A 24,414-nucleotide genomic window follows, 5' to 3' on the forward strand; every position below is an offset into this window, starting at 1 on the left:
AGGTCTTAGCGTATATTAATTACCACAATATGTTGCTTTTTTGTCACAGGCGTCAGCGCCATTAAAATTAATGTTTTGCATTAGTTAAGGATAGATGAAACGCATTTTGGCTGAATTAAAATATTAATGAAAAGGTTTAATTTCGTACTCAGCAAACAGCTGCTTTGTTTCTGGATGAAAACTAAAACCTTTACCTTGGAGAATATCTTGGTTTTTGAATAGCGGAACGAGTTGTCCGGTAGGATGCAGATACAGCCCTCGAAGCGGAACGGATCGTTTGGCATGGCGGATAAGATGGCAGGGAATCGGCCTGATGGCTTGCAGCCATTCAGCCAGATCTTGAGGGTTCCCGATAGAAGCTGAGAGAAGAAGAAGCCGTGCTTGAGATGGACACAAAATAATGGTTTCTTCCCACACCACCCCCCGTTCTGGATCGGCGAGATATTGGGATTCATCCAGAATGACCAACCCCAGAGTATGCAGCCGCAAATCGATCTCCCCGCTGGCGGCATCATAGAATAAATTTCTCAAAATTTCGGTCGTCATGACCAGGAGCGGGGCCTGGGCGTTGTCACGCCGGTCTCCGGTTAAAATTCCGACTTGATCCGGTCCAAAAAGTTGGGTGAATTCCATAAATTTTGTGTTTGACAACGCTTTTAGTGGAGAGGTGTAAATCACCGTTTGGTTGAGTGCCATGGCCTGTTTGATCGCTTGTATGGCGACATAGGTCTTCCCGCTTCCCGTCGGAGCGCTCACGATGACATCTGAATGCGCCAGATGTTCCACCGCCTCGGTTTGCCAGGGATCCGGAACGAAGGGTTGGGGCTCAGGAACACCTATCCCTTCCAAGATTTGCTTAAGCGTAATCGATGGCTGAAAAGGGCCGAAGGTGGGCCTCCTCTTATTGGGGCGATTTTTTGCCTGAAAGGGCGAAGCGGGAATTGGAGGGCGTGCTGCGGCGCGGGCTTCTTGCGCGGCCAGGCGTTCCTGACGGGTAGTCAGGATCTGCTGCAGTTCGGTTTCGATAGCCAGAATCTGGTCCGGTGGAAAGGCCAGCATTAATTCAACAAGTCGATGTTTCCCGAGACGAAAATGACGATGGATGCGACCTCTCGCCATGTGATGTAAATATTTTACCGGTAAACTTTGGAGTTCACGCTTGAGATCATCATGATGCATGGCGGTATGGTCCCATCTGTGGTTATGGAAGTTCTTGCAGAACTTCCCGGCGCATGGTCACCATCGCGGAGTGGGCGGTATCGGCCAAGCCGGGATGCGTAACCTTGAGTCCATATATTTGAGAGAGAAATTCCAAGGTTCTGGCTAAAAGGCGATACACATCCCCTTCGGCCATGGATGTTGAACGAACCAGTGAAGCCCAAGTGAGTTGGGGATTCCCGATCCAACTTTCCACGAGTGCCGCGACATCTGAGCGCAACAAGGGCGGGGGTTCATACGGGCTCAAGGAATCAGCGACGGCCCGCACCTGTGTCAACATGGAGGCCAGTCCAGACGGGAGGCGCATGTAGGATCCTGGGCGATCATCATCATGGGAAATACTCGCCATCACGCCCGCTAACAATCCTGGAGCAATACCTGAGAAGGCCTCCATACGAATCAGTTCTGTGATGAGTAGGGAATGGTTAATACGAATGAGTCTAGCCCATTCACCGTCAGCCGTGAGTTGCGAGTTGGCGGTGATATATCCGAATTTATGGAGTACGTCGGCTTTTTGTTGAAACCGGTGCCACAATCCATCACGGAGTGCTTGTATCGTTTTGGTCAATTGTTGGGATTTCTGGCGAAGTTTCGACGCCAGGGGGAAGTCTTTCTTGCAAGCCGGGTGGGAGGGACAGGTGGGACAGGGAAATTCCTCCGTTAATATTTCTGCAAGGAGCGGATCGTCTGTTTCCTGGGCTTCCGGCAAAATCGGAACGGTGGGCAGACGCGCAGGCAATTGGGAAAGCTCTTTTTTGAGTTGAGCGAGCACGTGAGGCTGACACCAGGGAATAGTGCGAGAGGGCTGAAACTCAAACAGGCGGTCGTAAACCTGAGTGACCGAATGAGCAGGACACTCACCCAAGGTGCCTTTCGCCCGAATCACAGACAACATTGGGGCAAAGGTTCCACGGCTTCGATACTGACGGAGAATAATCGCCGGACCTTTTGGCAGTCCGATGAGGCGTCCTGGAGTCAGAAATGGCAGGCAGGCCGTCAAGAAGGGCGTGTCGTTGGTTACAATAGGATGTCGGTGCGCTTTGCGGCGGCGGGCCAGATCAAAGCCTTTCCACTGAGTGATCCAATCGGCGCATTCCCGGGGGCCGTAGGGTGTTAATTGATCCTTGATCTGATCCAGATGATCTTGATGGATGCTGGATCGTTGATTCAGCTGAAATTGCGCAAAGCTTTTTGCGAGTAGTCCCTCAATTTGATCCAGGGAATGGGCCTTCAGCAGATTAAGCACCATGGGATAGGACACCACAAATTGGCTGTCGATCGGTTCCGGATAGCCTGTGAGTCCTTTGCCAAGGATGTTTAAGTCAATGTAAGGAGAGGGAGTAATGACCACCACACCCACCAAATCTTTGCCTCGACGTCCACCGCGCCCGGCCAACTGTTGAATTTCGCTGTTGGTCAGATCCGTGAAATCCTGCGATTTGCGTACGCTGGATTGGGTAATGACGACGGTTCGTGCCGGGAAGTCGACCCCCGCGGCCAAGGTCGTAGTGGCAAACACGGCATCCAACAAACCCTGGCGCATGAGTTCTTCAATCGCAATTTTCCAGGAAGGGAGATGCCCCGCGTGATGAGCGGCGACTCCAAATTCCTGCACAACAGGAATTAAGGGGTGATGCTCAACACTCGGGAAGGCTTTGGTGAATTTTTCCAGAAATTCCCGAATAGCCTCCGAACGTTGAGTTGACATCCTGGCGGAACTGTGGGCGAAGGTATCAATTGCCTCATCGCAGGCCCGGCGAGAGGTCAAAAAGACAATCGCCGGAGTCAAGCGATGCCGGCGGAGTATTTCTATGAGATCAACAGGATGAATGGCCGGTGGCATGGATAACGAAATTGTAGCAGGAGTCGGTGGATGAAAACACTAATATGATACAGGTCGAATAAAAGAAAAGGAACCAGGCCTTTGGCGTTATTATGGGGTGGGAAGGATGTGCCGCGAGGAAGAAACGCTCGTTAAGGTCTGGCATATTGGACCGATAAGGTTTCGTAAGATTATGGCCATTGAAGTCATTATACGTGGAATTCGAGGCGCCACCGTCGTAGATTTTCATGGTCGATTAGATATGCATTCCCGATGGCATGTTAAGGCCATTATTAATCAATGTTGCCATACCGAACAGGAGCACCTGATTCTCAACCTCAAAGGCTTAACGTTTGTAGATAGTGCTGGATTAGGTTTTCTGGTGATGTGTTCCTATCAATTTAAGGAACTACGTCGAAGGATAAGTTGGATTCAACCACAAGGATGTGTCGGAGAATTGCTTCAAAATCTCCAAATCCATGAACTCATCTCAGTGTGCCAGTCCGAACAGGACGCCTTATCTGCAGTCTCTCCCTCCTAATTCTGCTTTTTTCGAGTATTCATTAAATGGCGTGGGTATTTGACTCCTTAAAATACTAACACCGACGGTCTCGCAAGAGGCACTCCGTTTCCGGACAGTCAAGGCATTCTCCTTCCTCTTTACTTTACAAAGGTTCCCCCCACTCAACGGAGTGCCTTCTATCAATCGAAGTCGTTCTCTGCATATGCATGATAAGAATCACCCAAAATATACCGAATGACTATCCGCTGTCTTTGGGAAAGAAAGAGAGTGCCTTGCCCTTGCCAGCGTGGCCTATAAAACGGCAAGATAATTTTTTGTGAGGAGTCTTAAAGGGACGGATGAATCAACGGACGCTTCCTTTTAACATCCCCAAAGACACTACTGCGTAGAGTGAGTCGATGGCGAAGGGTATAGTGACAGAAGGGGTGTTGAAATCACTAAAAAGAATACTTTGCAACATATCGTGCCAGATGGCTTTTATTGATGTCCAAATCAGTAGGCAAATTTCACAGGTATCCTTTAACCCCGTAGGACCAAGCCGAAGTGCTGAGGAATTGAAGATGAGGCCCACCGGGAACTGAATATTCACTGTTCCCCGAGTTGTGAGTTATTTTATTTTCCGGTTTAGTCATTTCCCTGGCGGCGGTAGTCCGAATTAACTCTTAAGGACAAATTTTTCAGTGAGGAGATGTGTGTGATGGATGGGTATCGTGTCAAAAGTCAGAAAAGAAAAACTACTCCCCTATCCTTGGTCGTGGTGGCTTTGATGTTGTGGGCTCCGCTGAACGGAGGAACGGTGAGTGCCTATCAGGAAGAGGAAGTTCCCGGTGGAGCCTCAATCACTGGTGTTATGAAATTTGCTGGAACTGTTCCAACGCCCAAAACCTATAAAGTCACCATGGGAAGCCACCCCGAATTCTGTCAGACTATTGCGGACAAAAAAGGTTTCATCAATATCCCGAAAGTCCGTGTGTCTTCCAAACGGCATTTGGCGGATGTGGTTGTTTTTCTTCAAGAGGTTGACCGTGGGAAACCTCTCCCGAAAGAAGAGCCGATTCTGGAGGTGGACCGATGTCAATTCGTGCCACGAGTCATCGGTACCTTGGCCGATCAAAATCTCCGTATGGTCATGCGCGATCCCATTCTTCATCAGATCCGGGGGTGGGAAATGTTGGATAACGGCCGTCTGCCGCTTTTTCATATTTCCAATTTAGGAAAGGGTGGGGAAGCCACTCTTCCACTCAAAGCACGGCGCAGCAGCATTATCAAATGGACATGTGATCAACACAGCTTTATGGAAGGGTGGCTTCTGTTGACTGCGAATCCATATGTGACGGTCTCCGACGACCAGGGGGTTTTTCGATTGACGGATATTCCAGCGGGCACACATACGCTCGGGGCCTGGCACCCGGTACTGGGTTATCAGGAAGCCAAGATAACGCTCATTTCCGGCCGGCAGGAGACCCTCGAGCTGACGTTCGTATCCCCATCAACCCCATAAGGCGTATTGGGAATCGGCGGCTGATCAGGCGGTCGATGAATTTCTTCAGGACCATGCAGTGTAGGTTGTGATTTTTCAACTGTGGATTTCCTTCTCAGAATCTCGCAATGACAGTTTTTTCTCACCGGCTCTCCTATTCGTCTGGTCTCTAGCATGAAAAATTCAAAGACATTTATTAGTCTTTGTCTCGTCGGTTTTTGTAGTTTTGTCAGTTATGACATGGTGCGTCGACCGGCCTTGGCTCTGTTTGTGGAAAGCCTTGGAGCAGGCCCATTTCTTGTCGGCCTCTTAGTGGCTGTCTCAACAGTAACCGGCATCGTACTCAAGCTTCCGATAGGATTGCTCTCCGACCAGATCAATCGAAGACGGTTGATGTTGGGAGGAGTGTTGGCCTTTGCAATTCCGCCTTTTTTTTATCCGCTTACCGCGGATCTCTGGACGTTAGGAATGCTCAGATTGTTTCATGGATTAGCGACCGCAATGTTTACGCCGCTGGCCTTAGCGATGGTAGCAGAGCTCTTTGCGAAACGGCGGGGGGAGGCTTTTGGTTGGTACACCTCGGCAACCCAGGGTGGTGGCCTGCTTGGTCCAATGATTGGGGGGGCTATCGTCTATCAATATGGATTTGCCCCCACGTTTTTTTTAGCCGGATTATTTGGGATGTTCGCTTTGGTCTTCTTCTGGTTGATTCCCCAGACGCCCACCCCCTCACGGGTCCACCAATATTCCGTCCCGGCACTATGGAAGGAGATGCGCGAAGGCCTCCGTCGAGTCTGCCAGATTCCCCCCATTCTCATTACGAGTAGCGTGGAAGCTGCCAAGATGATGGGCAACGGCACACTGATGGCATTTTTGCCGCTGTATGGATTGACCATCGGATTAAACGCCGCCGAAATCGGAGTTTTGTTTGGAGTGCAGGCGTTGACTTCGTTTATTGCCAAACCCGTGATGGGAAGAATTTCTGATCGTGGGGCCAGGCAGCCGCTGATTTTTGGAGGGCTTTGCCTGTGCGGCCTCATGGTCATGTGTATTCCCCAGATCCAAGGATATGTCCTCTTATTAGTGGTCGCCGGAGTGTTTGGATTTGGCGAAGCGGTGGTGACGTCTTCGACCACAGCCCTGGTTGCTGATTATTCAGAAGGAAAAGATCTGGGAGCGGGGATGGGATTACGGGGAACCATTATGGATATCGGACATGCAGGCGGACCACTCCTGGCCGGCCTACTCATCCATGCCTTGGGCTATGGAGGAGGGTTTTTCTGTATTGGGTTCCTCTTACTACTGACGGCGGCATTTTTTGGTGTCACAATGATGGGGATCAAAAAACCAGTTGTGCTATAATGGGTTTTTTCCTGAAGGGAAGGCAAAGGAGTCGAACGCCATGAATGAAGAAATGGGAACCGGAGATCTCATCATCGGGATTGTGGCGGCCATCGGGGTCGTGATCTTAGTGGTGGTCTTTATCGTGGTCGTGAAAAATGTTCTCTTAAAAAAAGACAGCGATATCCAATAACCAAATAGGTGGGACATGTTTAGCGGGATTGTTGAAGAAATCGGTGCGATTCAGGGAATAGATAAAGGTTTAGCGGGTGCAAAATTTTCCATTTTGGCTTCGCTGACTTTAGAAGATCTCAAACTGGGGGATAGTATTAGTGTGGCGGGTGCCTGTTTGACGGCAAGCCACGTGAACGACACGGGTTTTACGGTGGATGTGTCCACCGAAACATTGAACTGCACGACGTTAGGAACCATTACTGTCGGGACTCCGGTCAATTTGGAGCGTGCCATGAAACTCAATGCCCGAATGGGGGGACATCTGGTCACAGGCCATATCGATGGCATTGGTCTGTTGCGTGCTCGGCAGCAGGATGGAAATTCCATTCAACTGACCATTGAAGCTCCAGAGGAAATTATCCGGTATTGTGTGCCGAAAGGCTCAATTACCGTGGACGGAATTAGTTTGACCATCAATGCCGTGTCGGATCGTTCTATTGCCGTAGCCATCATTCCGCATACTGCCAAAGTAACCACCATGGGTCTTAAGCAAATAGGGGACACGGTCAATTTGGAATCCGACTTAATTGGAAAGTATGTTGAACGCTTGTTGCAATCAAGCGGGGCTCTCCCGCCAAAACCCGCCACAGTGATCAATCGAGATTATCTTGAAAAACGAGGGCTGCTCTAGTTTTTTCACATTCCATGTCACAACCTTTTCCAGCAAAACCCAAACATCCTCTATGGCGATTATTTGCCGTCGTCACGCTCTTTGTTATCATCATTCCCGCAACGTTATGGGGTATCGTTCAACTCTACGAAATCATTTGCGCCTGGTGTGGTTGTTGTAGTGCCATCGATCGTCCACGAACCAGGTAGATTCCCACTCAGGCATTTACTGCAATCGTCAATCAATGAGGAGAACGGGTTTTTCTCCTTATGTATTCAAGCAAATTATACAACACCAAAGATTTTTTCTTAACCCTTATCCTGGCTGGTGGGGTTTTCACGTTTGATCTCCTGCTCCCGAGGGGATTTGCGGAAGAAATGTTGTATACAGGGGTGGTGTTCTTTGCGACACAACGTTTGCCACGAAGGATGGTATATGTTGTGGCCATTGGATGCACCGCTCTCACGATCATAGGCTTTGCCCTTACATTCACCTCGGATGGGGCTCCTTCATCATTGAGTTGGCCATTCCGTTTTCCCATCATCAACAGAGCCTTTTGTATCGCCGGTATTTGGGCCATTACCCTGTTGGCGCTCCAACGAAGGCGGGCGATGGAAGCTCTTCAAACGAGTGAGGATCGATTTGGTTTGGTCGCCGAAAGCATCAAGGATTATGGAATTGTGATGCTGGATCCGGAAGGGAAAGTCGCCAGTTGGAATGCCGGTGCGGCACATATTTTCGGCTATTCCACGGGAGAGGTTCTAGGTCGGCCTCATAGCCTGTTATATGCACCCTTGGTTATTGACTCCGGCGAACCAACCAATTTTCTGATTGAGGGTAAAGTTTCGGGGAGTGTCATGAAAGAGGAATGGTTGGTCCGCAAAAACGGGTCGAGGTTTTGGGGGCATGTGGGCCTCACCGTCTTACGTGATGAACATGATCAACTTCATGGGTTTGCCGCAGTGATGGGGGATCTCACCAAGCGAAAGCAGGAAGAAGATGTTATTCGAGCCCTGCTTCGTCTGAGTGAAAAATTGAATTCCACTTTCGTACTGGAAACGCTCCTGGACGAATTGGTGACAGAAGCCATTCAACTGGTTCAGGCCCATGCCGGATTTGCCGGGTTGGCTTCCGGGGAAATGTTAACATGTGAAAAATATATTCAAGGTCGGACAATAAAACTCTGTCATCGTTCCTGGTCTGCGGGGCAGGGATTACCCGGCTGGCTTCTCCTGCATAAGACGGCCTATCTCACGAATCAAGCGCAGGAGGACAGACAGATTGAGCAGGATTTTCGTCAAGCCTTTGATATTCACTCAGCCTTAAGCATTCCAATTCTCGATGCCAAGGATACGCTTTTGGGATGTATTGAAGTCCATAACAAAGAAAAGGCCAGTGGCTTTACACATTTTGATCAGCAAACCATGATTGGGGTTTCGCAGGTGGCCTCTATTGCCATTCAGAATGCCTTGGCCTACCAAAAACTTCAAGAAGCTGAGGCGCTTCATAGCCATCTGTTAGACAAAATCATGACGGCTCAAGAAGACGAGCGGCGTCGAATCAGTCGGGAATTACATGATGAAATTGGCCAATCTCTGACTTCTCTTCTGGTTGGACTTCGGGCGGCTGAGAATGAGGCACGTTCAGATGGAATGGGAGCACGGGTGATTGATCTTCGAAAGATTACGAGTACGACACTGCAGGAGGTTCAGCGACTGGCAAAAGGTCTACGTCCAAGCGTACTGGATGATTTTGGACTAGAGGAAGCCATCGCCCGCTATGGGGCCGAATTTAGTTCGACCTATGGGATAGAGGTGGATGTGGCGCAAAATTGGCAAAGTAAGAACCGACTTGCTCCCGCAGTGGAGACCGCGTTGTATCGCATTGTTCAGGAAGCGTTGACGAATATCGGCAAATATGCCAAGGCCACCACCGTGTCGATACTTCTACAGCAAAATCCGGCACAGATTCGACTTATTGTGGAAGACAATGGTCAGGGATTTGACGCGCAGGCGATTGTTCGGAAGGCTGCGGCAGGTGCGCATCTTGGCCTGCATGGGATGCGGGAGCGAACCCTGTTGCTCAATGGTTCGATTTCCATTGAATCATCTGCCGGAACCGGAACCACCATCTATGTCAACATCCCCTTAAAAGGAGAGGGGGCATGAAAATTCGGATTTTTATCGTCGATGATCACGCAGTCCTCCGATCGGGATTGCGTCTTTTGATTAATGGGCAATCGGATATGGAAGTCGTGGGTGAATCCGGAGGCGCCGCCTCCGCCATTGAGGCCGTTCAAGATCTGTTGCCTCATGTCATCTTAATGGATCTGGCCATGCAGGGTCATATGCATATGGACACAATCGGCGAACTGAAAAAATGCTGTCCTTCCGGAAATATTCTTGTTCTGACCATGCACACCGAAAGCGGCTACGTTCGCGGGTCATTAGCTGCCGGCGCTTCGGGGTATGTCGTCAAGAGTGCGGCCGATACCGAATTATTGACAGCAATCCGTACCGTTGCCCAAGGAAAGACCTTTGTGGATTGGACTGTAGGGGTGGGGCAGGATCTCCCCGGTGCTCCTAAGAAAAGGCTTGCCGACAGGGCCCCTGGATTGCTGGGAGAACTCAGTCCGAGAGAGCGTGAGATTTTCGGTCTGGTCGCACAAGGGTTTACCAATCAGCACATTGCCGACCGATTGGGGATTAGTGTCAAATCGGTTGAAACGTATCGTGCAAGGGTTATGGAAAAACTCGGTCTTCGTAGCCGTGCCGATCTTGTGCAGTTTGCTCTGAGCTGTGGTGTGCTGACGTCCGGAAATTCTCTCTCAACCCCCACCTTTTTCCCCGATTGAGCAATGTTCCAATCAGCCTCGTATGGTTTTGTCAGGTTTTCCCCTCTGCCATTTCATCCGAATTTCCGTTAATTTATCCAGTAAGAGCACAACACTCAATCTCATAACTCTTTTCTACCATTTTCGCCAATATTTCTTTAATCAACAGGCACGGTGAAGGCTAATCTATCGCAAAGACGATGATCATTTTTTTCTCCAATGCATCCCAGACATAAAACACGGCAGTAGGCAGGTCGCCTGATTTGCCAAAAGTCATTTGCCAAAAGTCATAGTGTCGAGGAATTTCATCCATAAAGGAGTAAAAGAGACGATGCCCATGATTCATGGACTGCATTTTAATAATCTTCGAGGAGATATCTACGGTGGGGTGGTAGCGGCTGTGGTCGCACTACCATTAGCCCTTGCTTTTGGAGTGGCCTCAGGGGCCGGTGCAATTGCCGGACTCTATGGCGCCATCCTTGTCGGATTGTTCGCATCCATATTCGGAGGGACCCCTGCGCAATGTTCCGGCCCCACAGGTCCTATGACGGTTGTGATGGCTGGAATTCTGGTTCAATTCTCTGACAATCCAGCCCTCGCATTTACCGTGGTGATCATGGGTGGGGGGTTACAAATTCTTTTCGGATTGCTCGGATTCGGGCATTATATTGCCCTTGTTCCCTATCCGGTGATTTCTGGGTTCATGAGCGGGATTGGATGCATTATTCTTATTTTGCAGATTGGACCGCTTGTTGGATTCGAAGCCAAAGCGGAAGGAATTTATGCCAATCTGTTAGCCATTCCGGAATTTTTATCCAATCCTTTCCCCCAAGCGACAGTTCTGGGGCTCCTGACTATTGCGATCATGTATCTGACACCGGTACGAATGAGTCAATTGATTCCTCCCCAACTTCTGGCCCTATGTGCAGGCACATTGGGGGCCTATTTCTTTTTCCCTCTTGCACCAGTGATTGGAAGTGTTCCGGAAGGATTTCCGTCTTTTATCATCCCCGATATGGAGACCAGTGTGTTTCTCGTAATGATAGAGGGGGCGGTGGTGTTGGCTCTCCTTGGAAGTATTGATAGTCTGCTCACCTCATTGGTGTGTGACAACATGACCCGTACCCAACATGATTCGAATCAAGAATTGATTGGCCAGGGAGTTGGCAATTTGGTGGCCGGTCTTTTTGGTGGCCTTCCGGGAGCGGGCGCGACAATGCGGTCTGTGGCCAATATTCGAAGTGGCGGCCGAACGCCCATATCGGGAATTCTCATGTCCTTGGTGTTATTGGCCACATTGCTGGGGCTGGGGCCGTTAGCGGAACAGATTCCTTTGGCCGTGTTGGCCGGGATTTTATTCAAAGTGGGGCTGGATATCATTGATTGGAGGCTTGTCCGACATCTGGTCAAGGCCCCACGAACCGATGTGCTGATCATGGGGGTGGTGCTGATTATTACGGTTCTTGTGGATCTAATCTCGGCTGTTGGCGTGGGAATCGTCCTGGCGAGTCTTTTATTTGTAAAACGGATGGCCGAACTTGAGTTGGCCAATTTACGGGTCATTAGTGAGCCTACACAGGAGATCCCATTTCATCCTGAAGAAAAAACCATTCTTGAACGCAATAACGGTCGAATTGTCCTGATTCATGTCGATGGCCCGATGAGTTTTGGTTCGGCAAAAACTATGGTGAGACGCCTAGAGTCGCTAAAAGGCTTCAACAACTTTACCCATGTCGTACTCGATTTGTCGGATGTCTCAGCCATTGACGGAACTGCCGCCCTTGCGGTTGAAGATATGCTTCGCATGGTTCAGGCACATCGCCAGAATCTATACTTTGTTGGAATTAAACCGGGAGTCCTTAAAGTTCTGGAAGGCTTAGGGGTGTTGGATCACATTGGACCTGAACAACGGTACGACCTTCGTTTGGATGCCTTGCGTCATGCCGATCAAGAACATAATTTTTCACCCACAGATGAACTCTCCGGTGTGCAACGTGCATGACCAAATATTCTGTCTGTTCCCCATCGTGTTGAAACGCCTTGGCCACGGAAGGGGGGCTTCGGGGTTATCTGATTACCTAGGGAAGGATGCAAAACTAGCAAATAGAATTTTTTGACTCGGGAAATCGATATAGTCCTTATTCATTTTCCTGAAAAGATCAGAGCCCGAGCAGCAACGGGCCCAAAGCCACCGATGAACACCCAGCTCAGTCCGGAAATCGAAGGAAATCGGCATGAAATGGTGCGCGAATCACTTTTAAGAATCCAAAAAGAGAAGTGAATAGGTTGGATAGAAATTCAAAGGACCAATCATTAACTATTCTGCCTTTTATTTCCCCTGTACATTTCCTCAGTTGTTGGCTAACATTTCTACTTGAACGTTTCCAATCTCACCCACCTGATGGCCCCTGCGGGTTTTGTTTTGGTTTTTATTAGCCCACGTCTTTGTTGCCTTCAGATAAAAGCCGTTCAGGCCAGCCCCCAGTTCATGGTTTTATTCAGGAAATGATGAATCTTTCTGTTGAAAAACTCATTCAGGTGGGATATCGCTATGTGACGAAATCGCAAGGTCGGTTTTATCTCTATTTGGCGATTTTTTGTAGCATCCTTGTGGTATTGGATGCCGGCTCGTTCGAACTGATTCGCGGAATGAAACTGAAGACATTTGATGTGATCATGAAAAACCGGGTCCTGTTTCACAAAGCCGACCCCGACATTGTGATTGTGGATATTGACGAGGCCAGTTTGGAGGCCATGGCTCAAGAATATGGCCGGTGGCCCTGGCCCCGTCAGGTCTTTGCAGAATTTCTGGAAATGCTACAGGAGCAAAGGCCCTCTGCCGTGGTATTTGATATTTTATTTAGTGATCCTGATGTGTTTAATAAAGAATCAGATTCCTACTTCAATGACGTCGTCAGTGATTCAGAAAATACATTTTTCCCTATGATGCGGTTGTCCCCAACGAACGATGAACTTAGCAAGGTGACGCCTTCCATGATTCCCGGGATAGAACCCGTTCATGGGGAGTCACAGGAGGAGAAAGGGATTGCCCTGGTTCTGCCCTCCTTCACCGGCATTATTCAGAGTGGAAGAGTGGGGACCAACAATGTCTATCCGGATCGGGATGGCATTGTTCGTCAATACCCCATCTATCGTGATCATTTTGGATGGCGTGTCCCTTCCCTGCCTGCGAAAATCGGGGAGACGCTAGGGTGGAGACTACCGAATGATTCAGATGTGTTTTTAAACTGGCGTGGAAAATTCGGGGCCTTCAAATCGGTTCGCTTTAGTGCCGTCTTTGACGATTTTTTGAGGAGAGATAAACAGCGGGCTTCGGATGAATTCACTGACAAAATTGTGATCATCGGGTCTACAGCCTCGGCCCTGTTCGACACCAAGCCCACTCCCATGGAGAAGATTCATCCCGGTGTGGAAATTTTGGCCACGGCGATTGGGAATATCAAAAACGGAGATTGGATTACCCAGGCCAAAAACCCCTGGCTCTTTACCGCACTGGCCCTTGGGCTCATCTGGATCACAGCCTTGGCGTTTTTGACCGGAGTCAAACGCAAAGCCATTGATATGGTGTTTGCCGGTTCGCAAGTAGGTTTGATGGCGTTTACTTTCGCGAGTTTGAATCTTACCACTTATTATCTTGATTTAACGGCACCCATCACCGCCGGCTTGATCTATTTTTCTCTCGCGCGGGTCTATGCCTATGCCGAAGCCACGATCATGGAAAAATATGTTTGGCTCAATGTGGAAGAGGGGGTGGACGGATGGCAATATACCGTGGTGGTGGTGGTTCAACCGGAGAGTTTGGAGGAAATCCCGGAAGGGAGATTTTTGACCCTGCTGAAGCGTGGCCTGTATGGCAAAAAGGTTGGGTTTACGATAGAAGCCTTCTCCCGAAAACCTGCCGGCATTGAAAAAGCCTTTCAGAATATGTTTCTTATTTATTGGGTCGAAAATCTTGTGAAAACGAAGCCATGGGAGGTGGAAGAATCGGGTGAACAAACGGTTTCCCTGGTTCGAGAAGTGGTTCGCAGCATCTGTGAGAATGATAGAATAGGATGTAAGCTCGGATGGTGCCAAGGTCCGTTAACCTATGGAAATGAAGAATCGAGACTGGAGGCGTGGCAACATTTAGTGATAAAAGCTATGGTCAATCTCAAAGAGCAGCCGGTTGAGATACCATCTTGATCCTTTACCCGAAAGGCCCAAAACCCATTCCGTGTTGCACCCGGAACCGCCGTGTCTGTTTGACGCTAGAAGGAGGACTGTGATGATGAACTGGTTAGCCTTCCTGACAATAGTCATTATTGGAGTTTTTCCCGCAGAGGGAAAAGCTTCGGATCCTGGTGTGGCCGTTAGAGCGTGCCAGCTCATGAGCGAACCATTTAAAGATGCCCGAGAAGTGCTATCGTTAAAGGAAGGCGACCCCGTGGAGATTCTGAGAAGAAAAGGTGGATGGCTGGAGGTGTCCCGTAAAGATAAAACCGGATGGGTTCGAATGCTCTATATTCGACGGGGGGGCTCTGCGGAAAAGGCCTCCGCGGCGACGGAAGCCTCAGGAGTATTGGGTTTGGCCACTGGGAGAGCTGGTAGTGGAAATGTTGTGGCCGCTACGGGAGTTCGCGGATTAGATGAAGAGGAATTAAAGGAGGCCGAATTTAATGAACATGAATTACAGACACTGAAAACTTATCGGACTTCAAAGAAACAAGCACAAGCTTTTGCCAATCAGGCAGGGTTACAAGTACAAAAAGTTCCGTTCCTACAGACGACAGACGGGAATTAACACATGAGCAATCAGCATAATATGAAGAAAAATATACTCTCTCGATTTTTTCGGCCTGTTCCTCTGGTGTTTCTCAATCAACAGGCAAGTGCAAACTTGAAAGGATTCGTTCTGCGTACATTAATTCTGCCACTGGTAATCTTCGGCTTGGCAACCATCACTCATGCATTTGATTTGGGTGATGCACTCAAACAATTAGGGCAGCCGGATGAAACCACCACCGGAAAAACACAAGAAAGTACTCCCCAAAAAAAGACGGGCAAGAAAACTCCTTCGCTGACAGACCTGACCGACCTGGTCAAAGGGACTTCCACAGAAGAGGAAATAGCCATCGGTCAAGAGATTTCCGGACGATTGCTTGGGGCTGCGCCCCTGGTCAAGGATGACCGCTTGCAACGGTATGTCAATCACGTTGGAAAGTGGCTCAGTTTACAGAGTGGAAGAACCGACCTTGATTGGTATTTTGGAGTGATTGATTCCGACGATATCAATGCCTTTGCTGCGCCGGGTGGGTTCATTTTTCTGACCAAAGGTTTGTATCACCAACTTCATTCGGAAGCGGAATTGGCTGGAGTCCTTGGACATGAGATTGGTCATGTTGTCAAACAGCATCATCTAACCATCATTAAACAAAGTCAGGCGATTGATATGGGAAGAGGCTTGTTTTCTCAAAAACTCGGTAAAATGAAAAATGAACAAGCGAAGCAGGCCGTGAATAATCTTATTGGGAGTGGGGCAGAAGTGATGGCTCGCGGATTGGATAAAGATGCCGAATATCAGGCCGACAGGATTGGAGTGGTGTTGGCTACCAGGGCCGGCTATGACTCATATGGCCTGCCCATGGTGTTGCAGGAAATTGGTCATGCTGGTCTCAATGACAGTAGCGTCGCCTTGCTGTTTAAGACCCACCCTCATCCCGATACGAGATTGGCAGAACTCGGAGCCTCCATGGGAGAGAACTTTGATAAATATTCCGACGGCAAAATCGTGAAAGACCGATTTTATACATTAGAAAAATAATCAAATCGAATGGAGTCAACCCTTACTGCGCGTATTAGCTCTGATCAGCCATCTGAGTTGGCCAAGTTATAACTTTTCATGGACAACTCGACGTCAATCAATTTTATGAGCAGAAACGTAAACGGGTGGGATTCTTGAATCCAGCCTCACTTCGGTTTTGCCCTGGGTTACGGGGAGAATGCCTTGTTGATCTTCAGTTAGATCCTCTTAAAATGTGGCATTGTTCCCGTTGGGCAGGGGTAACAGAGGGGACAAGCAGGAGATACGATCAGACCTTCTCTGCTTGTTGAACGGAATTGGCGATTGCCAGACCGGCGCGCCTGCTGAGTGATCGTTGCTGATCATAGCCCATTACGATTTCCCACGCGCTATCTTGATAGCGGGTGATGAGGGGAAGGGCGACTTCGTTCAACATCCATTGACCGTGCCGTAGGTCCTCTTTGATGTGGATATCCCAGTAGCCGATCGCTTTTTCGCTAAGGCCAAGCCGTTCTCCTGCGATTTTATAATGCTGAAATGCTCCAGGGACTGAGATTTCAAAGTAGAGAAGGCTGCCTATATACCGCAAGAAAAATCTCTTGCGTTCAGAAACGGTAAAACTGTGATTGATGTTGGCGAGGACTTCCCATGGAACGATGTCGAAGTAGGTTTCAGGCGTGGGGTCCATACCCAATTCGATCAGCATCGCCGAAAAAAATGAGGTATGCTTTCTTTCTAATTTGGCTCCTCCATACTCCTCAAAGAGGATCTTCGTGAGCATGGATTGGATTTCATTCCCGACGCCGCCAATCACCCGTGACAATTGGCTCGCCTCCACCAGGCCATCTAGAGAGGCGATGGCTAATAATTGACGGTATCCCTCCTTCGACATATCGTTGCGATAGAAGATCCCGGCCTGGGAGAGTTCCGGGGTAAGATCTTCTGCCGCGCGTTCCCGAAGTGCTGCCTCGATGTCCAGTCCCTTTAGGAGAGAGACATCGATATGTTGAGCCTCCCATGCCTGCCACGCCGTTTCAATCTTTCTCCGGACGGAGAGGAGAAATGTAGAATCCTCATTGGTGTAATTCTCAAGGTCGTCATACCAAAACAGTTTCAATCGGTTGATTCGATAGAGAATCTGCTGGAGAAACAGGTGTGCCGTAGAAGATGAAGGCTGGTCCTCGTAGGCTTCCACCATCGCCAGACCTAACACATGCTCGAACAGATTCAGGCACTTGGGTCTGAGGGAGACATACTGATCCAGGTCCTCCTGCTGAATGAAGTGCGTCAACACTTCATGGGCCTGGCAGTATTCGAGCTCCGAAATATTTTGAACGGAAAAAACGCTCATCAGGGAGGATAAAAAAATGAAAAGAATGTATAAAGAATGGGCAAATACATTCTAGCAAGCCTGAGCAGGGGGAGCAAACACCAATCATTCTCACCATGGGAAAAGGAAAACGATGTCATTTCAATTTCACAATCTCCGATCGGGAGCTGCAGCACCGTCGTCTGATGACCTGTTCGCTCAAACTGTGCTGAAAGGACTGTCGAGCAGACCGAAATGTCTGCCATCGTGGCTGATCTTCGATGATCGAGGCAGCCAAATCTTTAACGAAATCACCAAACTAGAAGGCTATCATCCCGCACAATGTGAATATGAGATTTTCCAAAATCAGAAACAGGCGATCACTGATCTCCTCGGGAACCAGGCGTTTAGGGTCATTGAATTGGGGGCCGGCGATGGAGGGAAAACTCAAATTCTTCTTCAGCATTGCTTACAGAACCGGCTGACATTCGAGTATGTGCCGATTGATATTTCCGAGGGCGCGATCAAGACACTCTTGGCTTCTCTCGAGTCGCAATTTGGAGGGGGGGCTATGTCGGTCACAGGACTGGCCGCCGATTATTTTGATGGACTCCGTGCGATTGGTGAGCAATCGAGGGTCCGAAACTTTGTGCTCTTCTTGGGTTCGACCATTGGAAATTTTGAGTTATCGGCGGCCGAGCAGTTTATTGGAAAGCTGCGGGAAAGTTTGAATGAAGGGGACTATCTCATGATCGGGTTCGATCTCATGAAACATCCGAAGACCCTGTATGCAGCCTACAATGATTCAACAGGAGTCTTCGAACGATTCAACTTGCATCTCCTTGATGTTCTCAATCAGAAACTAGGGGCCAATTTTGTGAAAGAACGGTATGTCCAGCAGGGACAATATAATCCACAGTCCCATGCGGTCGAAAGTTTTGTTTACAGTACCCTTGAGCAAGTTGTCTTCGTCGAGGCGTTGGATAAGAAGTTTCACTTTGAGGCATGGGAACCGATGCAAACCGAGCACTCCTATAAGTACACTCAATCAGAAATTGAAATGTTGGCTGAAAAGAATGGGTGCCGGATCGTGACGCATCTGTTTGATACCAACAACCACTTTGTGAACTCGATCTGGGAAGTGAAGAAATAGGTCGGACAGTTTAACCTCATTGACGAGAGGGCGGTCGGTGGGATGTCATGTCGTGGGGCTCTGTGAGATTATTGCGTTCTTTGCGGATGAAGACAACCTAGCCCCTTGTCATGAAGTGCGACGCCAAGTATTTCTATGGGCGCTACTTCGATTCAAAGCAAAGATTGAGAGAAGGAGATATACGGTGAAGTTCGCTCAATAGATAACGGACGGGTTCAGGGATCGGTTTTCGAGGAAAAGTGAAACGGGATTCCACTGTGGCGGGCGATGCGATGCAAGAGGATAGATATGACATTAATCTGTGGGAGCAGGAGAACGAATTAGGTCTTCTGTAGGGAATCCAAGTCGCTGACTAAAGGAGACCGCATCCTGATAGCGTGCCTCATCGAGCGTTAGGGTCCTGGCAAGGATCCACAAATAGTCACGATCGGGCGTGCCGACCACAGCAAGCTGGTAGTCGGGATCGACGTGGAGAATCCAATAATTTCCCGGATGTGATGACGAAAAAAACGCCATTAGTTTGGCTGCCCATTGATCGAAAACCACATGTAATTTTGCTGGATCATCTTGATCGACGACAGTGGCCACGCCCTCTATACTCACTGTTTCACCGGTGGTCGTCAGACAGGCGTTTCGCACACCAATTTCTCCTGATTCACGTAGCCGATATTCCGCTGTAGATCTTACGCAATTTCGTTGAGCCCACATGGGCAGTCGTGCAATTTCATACCACATTCCGCTATATCGGGAGAGATCAATAGATGAAGCTGTCGGTAGCTCTCCGGCCTTTTCGATGGTGGAACAGGCAAAGACCATCAGGCAGACAATCCCGGCAATGAATGGGTTTAGATTGAACATACGGAACCTCGGTTGGGCATAAAGAAATAGGATAAGAACCGTTTGTTTATCCTCCATCGTATCACGTACTTCCACTTGGTGCACCTTTAGACGGCTCGTTATTCCCAATCCATTGAGGCGATACTGTCACGCCGTGGTAAAGAATTTTGGAATCGGATGAGTGTGATTTAATGTCGGATTCCAGATATGGGGAAAATTTATATGGCTACGTCTCCGAAACCTCGAAGGTTACGTGATCACTGTGGGGAGGATGAATCATCAGAAACACTGCTCGGCACTGACTCCTTTATATCTAAGAAAGCCTAAGAGAATCTAACCTCGTGGGTACGCTCATGGAGTGAATTTCATGGCGCCTTCATGAGTTCATCATGTAGATCACGTGTTGGGCTGATTGAAAGGAGTTCCACCAGATCCATTTTCGAATAGTCGGATACATTATCCAGGAGGTTTGAAGCAAGTAGATGAAATTACGAAGTAGGGTTGTGTCGTGGGAATATTTTGAGCAATCATGAAGCTGGTCTCCAAGGGAAACTTCTAAAATAGGATGGCCGTTTATGTACATGATTCAGAAATACCTTTTCAATTTCATCCAAAGATTGCTCAATCTTTGATTTGGTCGGAAACAATATTTTCGGCGCTGAGTTGCCTAGGCTCATTACGCATATCTTCGAAATGACGTACATCTTGAAATGAACTCCATTGAGAGGTACCTTAGGGCCTAGGAGTCTACCCTTTTGTTTCGGGAGGTAAAGGATGTGGTGGCGTCGTAATCCAGTCCTGCCAAAGCTTCAATTCCTGGTACTCGTGACTTGCGCGTGGCTGGGCTGGGCCGGGTTCGAATCTGCTTCCGCCCATACTGACTCACAAGTCCGAAATGTGTGGGTGCAGGTTGTGCCGCCTCACCGCGGACTCGTGCGCGCCATTACCGAAGGTGAACATTGCCCCTTGGCCTATTTCGATGGCCGCCCTGCGCCGATGAAAGTGCGTGCGCAACCGAATTCGGATTTTGATGTTCTGGTCTGTGAACTCCTCGTGCCGCATGAGACCGACCGAATCGAAGTTGCCGGTCGTGAACTCCGCCCGGTTTCTCGGAATCCACAGCGAATCGCGGTAGTCGGAGACACCGGCTGTCGCATGAAGGCGGGGAGTGCGTTCGATGACGGTTTCCAGAACTGTGGTGACCCGGACGATTGGGAGTTTGCCAAGGTTGCACAGCGTGTAGCGGAATGGCAGCCGGATCTGATTATCCAATTGGGAGATTACATCTACCGGGAGCAAAAGTGCCCCGATGATTGCGGAAATTGCCAGGGCAGTCCATACAACAGTCCGGGTATGCGTATGGCGACCTGGAATGTGGAGTTCTTCGATCCGGGAATACCGATGCTCGAGGCGGCCCCCATCGTCTTCGTAAGGGGTGACCACGAGACATGTGAGCGCGCCGGACTGGGATACGTTCGTTTTCTCGACCCTTTTGAGTTCGCAGCCTGCAGTGACTTCAGTGATCCCTACGCCTTGGAATTCAAAAAGCTGCAGTTGGTCGTCATGGATACCATACAGGCTGATGACACTTCGCTCTCGCCGAACGTGGTGGTCAATCGCTATGCGCAAGATTTCGAACGGACAGCGAAACTCGCAAGGGGTCCCACCTGGCTTCTCAGTCACCGCCCCATCTGGGCATTCCGGCCGGCTCACAGGATCGTCTCCGAGCCAAAGACCGATGCGTGCGGCAATCAGATGAATCCACCCGTAGCTGTGGAAGATATCAACGTGACTGCTCAGGACGCATTAACTACCTCAAGCCTGGCGGGCCGCTTGCCGCCGGCGGTAGACCTCGTCCTCACCGGCCATATTCACGTGGGTGAGGTGTTGAGCTTCACCGGCCGTCGACCACCTCAGATGGTAGTAGGCATTAGTGGCACGAAATTGCTTCCAGCTGTTATCGAGGGACTTGAGGGAAGGGTAATTGACGGCGAGACTGTGACGCACGCCATGATGGTCTCAGTCCACGGATTTTTTGGTTTCGTGCCTCGTCAACGAGGTGCCTGGAGTGTGAACGTATTCGACGCTGGCGGAGCGAGTGTCACAAAATGCAGAATCGATGACAAGAATGCCCGGTGTCGGTTGCGGTAAGCGTTGCTCGACAGTGACACGGTGTTGTGGGAAGAGAATAGAGAACTCACTCCTCCAATGCGGAGATGTCTCCGGGGTCCTGGCTGAGTTCATTGGCATTTAGAACGCGGGGTATGATTTTGCCGGAACGGGTTTTGGGGAGCGACGGGACAATTTCAATTTCCCGGGGGACGGCAATCTTGCCTAATTCCCCTAAAACATGATCCTGCAAATTTTTGATGAGATCGGGGGGTTCCTGCTGCCCTTGCTTAAGGATAACAAAGGATTAGATTTGTTTGCGGGCGGTCGGGTGTGGTTTACCGATAACCGCGGTTTCCACACTGCCTCATGGCTAACTAGCGCGCTTTCGACTTCTGCGGTACCGATCCGGTTCCCGGCGACTTTCACCACATCATCCGCCCGGCCCATAAACCACAAGTAGCCGTCTTCATCCTTATAATAGACGTCGCCGTCGGTGTATACGCCGGGGATGGTAAATCAATACAACAAGAGAGAACCATTTTTAAAAATCCTAAATCTTTTCGGGTTTCTCTATGGTTAATTTTTTCAATCGGGTATAATTTCTCTTATGAAAATGAATCGGCGGCATGTGGTCCTAAAACAGTTATCCGATCATGATGATGATTTCGTTCAGGCATTGCCCGCGGAACGATTTCTCATGATCTGGGATTTGACGTCGGAAATTTGGAGCCTGGTGGATCCGGAGCATGTTCAACGAAGACTACAAAGAAATGTTGTCTCTCTTACTCGCCAACAGGGTTAAGTTCCTGGTGGTTGGGGCTTATGCTTTGGGGGTTCATGGATATCCCCGAGCGACGGGAGACGTCGATATCTGGGTTGAATGTTCGAATGAGAATTCAAAGCGAATCTACGATTCTTTGATAGCATTCGGGGCACCCATTTCCCCCTTAACTCCTCAAACCTTTATGGAACCTGGTATTGTTTTTCAGATTGGAGTCGCCCCCAGGCGAATTGACTTTCTCACCAGTATTGACGGAGTTGACTTTGTTGAAGCCTATAAAGACAAAGAACAGGTCAAGTTAGAAGGCCTCATGATTCCCTTTTTATCCAAAGGTCACCTTATCCAAAATAAGGAGGCCACCGGGCGAGAAAAAGATAAACTTGATGTCCGTCAGCTCAAAGAGCGTTTAGGTCAATAGCAGCCCTGATTCTATCCCACCAAGCGGACTTCTTTTTCCCCATACATTTTTCCCTATTCTTCAAGAGTTGAGATGTCTCCGGGATCCTGGCCGAGCTCCTTGGCCTTTAGGACGCGGCGCATGATTTTGCCGGAACGGGTTTTGGGAAGCGACGGGACAATTTCAATTTCCCGGGGGACGGCGATCTTGCCTAATTCCCCTAAGACATGGTCCTGCAAGCTTTTGATGAGATCGGGCGTTTCCTGCTGCCCTTGCTTAAGGATGACAAAGGCTTTGATTTGTTCTCCGGCGGTCGGATGCGGTTTGCCGATAACGGCAGCTTCCACCACAGCTTCATGGCTGACTAGGGCGCTTTCGACTTCTGCAGTACCGATCCGGTTCCCGGCGACTTTCACGACATCATCCGCCCGGCCCATAAACCACAGGTAACCGTCTTCATCTTTATGGCAGACGTCGCCGGCGGTGTATACACCGGGGATGGTATTCCAATACAGGAGATAGCGATCCGGCTCGTTATAGATGGTGCGCATCATCGATGGCCAGGGTTTTTTAATGACGGCAAAACCGCCGCCATGCTCCACCGTGTTGCCTTCGCGGTCCATGACATCCGCTTCGATGCCTAAAAACGGACGGGTGGCAGAGCCTGGTTTGAGCGGGACGCAGGGGAGGGGTGTGACCATGATCATGCCGGTTTCCGTCTGCCACCAGGTATCCATGATGGGTTTGGTGCCACCGGTCACCCGATGAAACCATTCCCAGGCTTCCGGATTAATCGGTTCACCCACCGACCCTAAAACCTTGAGGGAGGAGAGGTCGTATTTTTTGGGCCAGTCTTCTCCAAATTTCATGAGCAGCCGAATGGCCGTTGGGGTGGTATAGAAAATCGAGACGCCATAGCGTTCAATGAGATCCCACCAGCGCCCGGGATTAGGATAGTCGGGTTTGCCTTCTGCCGTTAAAATCGTGGCTCCGTTTAAGAGTGGTCCATAGACGATATAACTATGGCCGGTGACCCACCCCGGATCCGCCACACAAAAATAGACATCTTCGTCTTTGAGGTCGAAGACATATTTGGTCGTGATGTACGTGCCCACCATATAGCCCCCATGAACGTGAACGACGCCTTTAGGTTTCCCCGTGGTGCCTGAGGTATAGAGGATGTATAGGGGGGTTTCGGAATCAAGCTGTTCGGCTTCACACTTTGGAGACTGGTCTTTGAGCCAGGCTTCCCAATCCAATTCTTTCGGGGCTTGCAGAGGGGAGGCTGAATGTTCCCGCTGGACCACGATGACTTTTTCCACGGTCGGGCATTTGGCAACGGCTTCATCGACGACCGGCTTGAGGGGGATTTTCCGACTGCGGTCATACCCCACATCCGCGGTGATGACCACCCGTGCTTCACATGCCTCTATGCGTGCCGCTAACGCTGTGGCACTAAAACCTGAATACACCACCGTATGGATCACTCCGATGCGAGCACAGGCCAACATGGCCACAATTTGCTCGGGGATTTTCGGGAGATAAATGGTCACCCGGTCGCCCTTATTAAGGCCCAGGCTTTTCAGGGCATTGGCGCACTTGTTGACCTGCCGGTATAACTCGCAATAAGTCAGGATTCGTTCCTGGCCTTCTTCTCCGACCCAGATGACGGCCGCTTTGTTTTTGCGCCAGGTTTGGACATGGCGATCGAGACAGTTATAGGCAATATTGCAGGTGCCTCCCACGAACCATTTGGCCCAGGGATAATTCCACTCCAGGACCTTATTCCAGGGGGAAAACCAGTGGAGTTCCTTGGCAATGCCGTCCCAGAATTTTTCAGGATTCGCAATGGACTGCTTGTAGGCGCGTTCATATTCTTGAATATGAGCGTTGGCTGTGACGTCTGGTGAGGGAGGAATGACCCGGGTTGATCGTTGCAGTGTTTCAATATTTTCACTCATCAG

20 protein-coding genes are annotated in these 24,414 nt (G+C 49.6%); 14 read left to right on the plus strand and 6 right to left on the minus strand.

Annotated elements, in window-relative coordinates; genetic code table 11:
• Positions 1-123: 123 nt before the first annotated feature.
• Positions 124-1,179 carry a DEAD/DEAH box helicase gene (locus tag LX98_RS08595; protein ID WP_496428508.1) on the minus strand — a complete coding sequence of 352 codons (1,056 nt, stop codon included), beginning with the start codon at positions 1,177-1,179 and terminating at the stop codon, positions 124-126.
• Between the two features lie 22 nt (positions 1,180-1,201).
• The gene (locus LX98_RS08600; RefSeq protein WP_496428509.1) at positions 1,202-3,061 is read right to left on the minus strand and encodes a DEAD/DEAH box helicase; all 1,860 of its coding nucleotides are present in this window, start codon (positions 3,059-3,061) and stop codon (positions 1,202-1,204) included.
• Positions 3,062-3,233: 172 nt separating this feature from the next.
• On the opposite strand from LX98_RS08600, the gene LX98_RS08605 reads away from it, so the two are divergent.
• The 11 genes from LX98_RS08605 (at position 3,234) to LX98_RS08655 (ending at position 15,882) form a co-directional block, all read left to right on the plus strand.
• On the plus strand, positions 3,234-3,581 hold the full coding sequence (locus tag LX98_RS08605; RefSeq protein ID WP_496428510.1) for an STAS domain-containing protein: 348 nt from the start codon (positions 3,234-3,236) through the stop codon (positions 3,579-3,581).
• A 679-nt stretch (positions 3,582-4,260) separates the two neighbouring features.
• On the plus strand, positions 4,261-5,064 hold the full coding sequence (locus LX98_RS08610) for a peptidase associated/transthyretin-like domain-containing protein (RefSeq protein WP_496428511.1): 804 nt from the start codon (positions 4,261-4,263) through the stop codon (positions 5,062-5,064).
• Between the two features lie 153 nt (positions 5,065-5,217).
• Complete coding sequence (locus LX98_RS08615) at positions 5,218-6,405, plus strand: MFS transporter (RefSeq protein WP_496428512.1); 1,188 nt, start codon at positions 5,218-5,220, stop codon at positions 6,403-6,405.
• Between the two features lie 40 nt (positions 6,406-6,445).
• Positions 6,446-6,577: a hypothetical protein gene (locus tag LX98_RS08620; protein WP_312641523.1), complete on the plus strand. Its 132-nt coding sequence runs from the start codon at positions 6,446-6,448 to the stop codon at positions 6,575-6,577.
• 15 nt (positions 6,578-6,592) lie between these two features.
• Complete coding sequence (locus LX98_RS08625) at positions 6,593-7,249, plus strand: riboflavin synthase (protein WP_496428513.1); 657 nt, start codon at positions 6,593-6,595, stop codon at positions 7,247-7,249.
• Between the two features lie 248 nt (positions 7,250-7,497).
• Complete coding sequence (locus LX98_RS08630; RefSeq protein WP_496428514.1) at positions 7,498-9,396, plus strand: ATP-binding protein; 1,899 nt, start codon at positions 7,498-7,500, stop codon at positions 9,394-9,396.
• Positions 9,393-10,082, plus strand: a complete 690-nt coding sequence (locus LX98_RS08635) for a LuxR C-terminal-related transcriptional regulator (protein ID WP_496428515.1) — start codon at positions 9,393-9,395, stop codon at positions 10,080-10,082. The genes LX98_RS08630 and LX98_RS08635 overlap by 4 nt, the downstream gene beginning before the upstream one ends.
• Positions 10,083-10,392: 310 nt before the next feature.
• Positions 10,393-12,063, plus strand: coding sequence for a SulP family inorganic anion transporter (locus tag LX98_RS08640; protein WP_496428516.1), 1,671 nt, complete (start codon positions 10,393-10,395; stop codon positions 12,061-12,063).
• 503 nt (positions 12,064-12,566) lie between these two features.
• Positions 12,567-14,264 (plus strand): CHASE2 domain-containing protein, encoded by a 1,698-nt coding sequence (locus tag LX98_RS08645; RefSeq protein WP_496428517.1) that lies wholly within the window; start codon positions 12,567-12,569, stop codon positions 14,262-14,264.
• Between the two features lie 82 nt (positions 14,265-14,346).
• Positions 14,347-14,862, plus strand: coding sequence for an SH3 domain-containing protein (locus LX98_RS08650; RefSeq protein ID WP_496428518.1), 516 nt, complete (start codon positions 14,347-14,349; stop codon positions 14,860-14,862).
• A 3-nt stretch (positions 14,863-14,865) separates the two neighbouring features.
• Positions 14,866-15,882 (plus strand): M48 family metalloprotease, encoded by a 1,017-nt coding sequence (locus LX98_RS08655; RefSeq protein ID WP_496428519.1) that lies wholly within the window; start codon positions 14,866-14,868, stop codon positions 15,880-15,882.
• Positions 15,883-16,150: 268 nt separating this feature from the next.
• Here the strand turns inward: LX98_RS08655 and LX98_RS08660 are convergent, their stop codons facing one another.
• Entirely contained in the window at positions 16,151-17,212 is a 1,062-nt protein-coding gene (locus tag LX98_RS08660) for an iron-containing redox enzyme family protein (protein WP_496428520.1), read from the minus strand.
• Between the two features lie 112 nt (positions 17,213-17,324).
• Here LX98_RS08660 and LX98_RS08665 point away from each other — a divergent pair, with 112 nt between their 5' ends.
• Positions 17,325-18,323 (plus strand): L-histidine N(alpha)-methyltransferase, encoded by a 999-nt coding sequence (locus LX98_RS08665; RefSeq protein WP_496428521.1) that lies wholly within the window; start codon positions 17,325-17,327, stop codon positions 18,321-18,323.
• 294 nt (positions 18,324-18,617) lie between these two features.
• On the opposite strand, the gene LX98_RS08670 is transcribed toward LX98_RS08665, so the two are convergent.
• Positions 18,618-19,181 (minus strand): lipocalin family protein, encoded by a 564-nt coding sequence (locus LX98_RS08670; RefSeq protein WP_496428522.1) that lies wholly within the window; start codon positions 19,179-19,181, stop codon positions 18,618-18,620.
• Positions 19,182-19,934: 753 nt separating this feature from the next.
• Between LX98_RS08670 and LX98_RS08675 the strand changes: the two genes are divergently transcribed.
• Entirely contained in the window at positions 19,935-21,311 is a 1,377-nt protein-coding gene (locus LX98_RS08675; protein ID WP_496428523.1) for a metallophosphoesterase, read from the plus strand.
• 46 nt (positions 21,312-21,357) lie between these two features.
• On the opposite strand, the gene LX98_RS08680 is transcribed toward LX98_RS08675, so the two are convergent.
• On the minus strand, positions 21,358-21,522 hold the full coding sequence (locus tag LX98_RS08680; protein WP_496428524.1) for an AMP-binding enzyme: 165 nt from the start codon (positions 21,520-21,522) through the stop codon (positions 21,358-21,360).
• Positions 21,523-22,018: 496 nt separating this feature from the next.
• Here LX98_RS08680 and LX98_RS08685 point away from each other — a divergent pair, with 496 nt between their 5' ends.
• Positions 22,019-22,471 carry a hypothetical protein gene (locus tag LX98_RS08685; protein ID WP_496428525.1) on the plus strand — a complete coding sequence of 151 codons (453 nt, stop codon included), beginning with the start codon at positions 22,019-22,021 and terminating at the stop codon, positions 22,469-22,471.
• A gap of 53 nt (positions 22,472-22,524) precedes the next feature.
• Here the strand turns inward: LX98_RS08685 and acs are convergent, their stop codons facing one another.
• Positions 22,525-24,411: an acetate--CoA ligase gene (acs, locus tag LX98_RS08690; RefSeq protein ID WP_496428526.1), complete on the minus strand. Its 1,887-nt coding sequence runs from the start codon at positions 24,409-24,411 to the stop codon at positions 22,525-22,527.
• Positions 24,412-24,414: the final 3 nt, after the last annotated feature.

The organism is Nitrospira marina (assembly GCF_059568365.1).

What these genes read in the sequence shown, in the direction of transcription:
- LX98_RS08650 (WP_496428518.1), top strand. Translation starts at nt 14,347, where the DNA reads ATGATGAACTGGTTAGCCTTCCTGACAATAGTCATTATTGGAGTTTTT.
- LX98_RS08620 (WP_312641523.1), top strand. Translation starts at nt 6,446, where the DNA reads ATGAATGAAGAAATGGGAACCGGAGATCTCATCATCGGGATTGTGGCG.
- LX98_RS08645 (WP_496428517.1), top strand. Translation starts at nt 12,567, where the DNA reads ATGATGAATCTTTCTGTTGAAAAACTCATTCAGGTGGGATATCGCTAT.
- LX98_RS08635 (WP_496428515.1), top strand. Translation starts at nt 9,393, where the DNA reads ATGAAAATTCGGATTTTTATCGTCGATGATCACGCAGTCCTCCGATCG.
- LX98_RS08675 (WP_496428523.1), top strand. Translation starts at nt 19,935, where the DNA reads ATGTGGTGGCGTCGTAATCCAGTCCTGCCAAAGCTTCAATTCCTGGTA.
- LX98_RS08660 (WP_496428520.1), bottom strand. Translation starts at nt 17,212, where the DNA reads ATGAGCGTTTTTTCCGTTCAAAATATTTCGGAGCTCGAATACTGCCAG.
- LX98_RS08615 (WP_496428512.1), top strand. Translation starts at nt 5,218, where the DNA reads ATGAAAAATTCAAAGACATTTATTAGTCTTTGTCTCGTCGGTTTTTGT.
- LX98_RS08625 (WP_496428513.1), top strand. Translation starts at nt 6,593, where the DNA reads ATGTTTAGCGGGATTGTTGAAGAAATCGGTGCGATTCAGGGAATAGAT.
- LX98_RS08640 (WP_496428516.1), top strand. Translation starts at nt 10,393, where the DNA reads ATGCCCATGATTCATGGACTGCATTTTAATAATCTTCGAGGAGATATC.
- acs (WP_496428526.1), bottom strand. Translation starts at nt 24,411, where the DNA reads ATGAGTGAAAATATTGAAACACTGCAACGATCAACCCGGGTCATTCCT.
- LX98_RS08670 (WP_496428522.1), bottom strand. Translation starts at nt 19,181, where the DNA reads ATGTTCAATCTAAACCCATTCATTGCCGGGATTGTCTGCCTGATGGTC.
- LX98_RS08600 (WP_496428509.1), bottom strand. Translation starts at nt 3,061, where the DNA reads ATGCCACCGGCCATTCATCCTGTTGATCTCATAGAAATACTCCGCCGG.
- LX98_RS08605 (WP_496428510.1), top strand. Translation starts at nt 3,234, where the DNA reads ATGGCCATTGAAGTCATTATACGTGGAATTCGAGGCGCCACCGTCGTA.
- LX98_RS08610 (WP_496428511.1), top strand. Translation starts at nt 4,261, where the DNA reads ATGGATGGGTATCGTGTCAAAAGTCAGAAAAGAAAAACTACTCCCCTA.
- LX98_RS08630 (WP_496428514.1), top strand. Translation starts at nt 7,498, where the DNA reads ATGTATTCAAGCAAATTATACAACACCAAAGATTTTTTCTTAACCCTT.
- LX98_RS08665 (WP_496428521.1), top strand. Translation starts at nt 17,325, where the DNA reads ATGTCATTTCAATTTCACAATCTCCGATCGGGAGCTGCAGCACCGTCG.
- LX98_RS08655 (WP_496428519.1), top strand. Translation starts at nt 14,866, where the DNA reads ATGAGCAATCAGCATAATATGAAGAAAAATATACTCTCTCGATTTTTT.
- LX98_RS08685 (WP_496428525.1), top strand. Translation starts at nt 22,019, where the DNA reads ATGTTCAACGAAGACTACAAAGAAATGTTGTCTCTCTTACTCGCCAAC.
- LX98_RS08595 (WP_496428508.1), bottom strand. Translation starts at nt 1,179, where the DNA reads ATGCATCATGATGATCTCAAGCGTGAACTCCAAAGTTTACCGGTAAAA.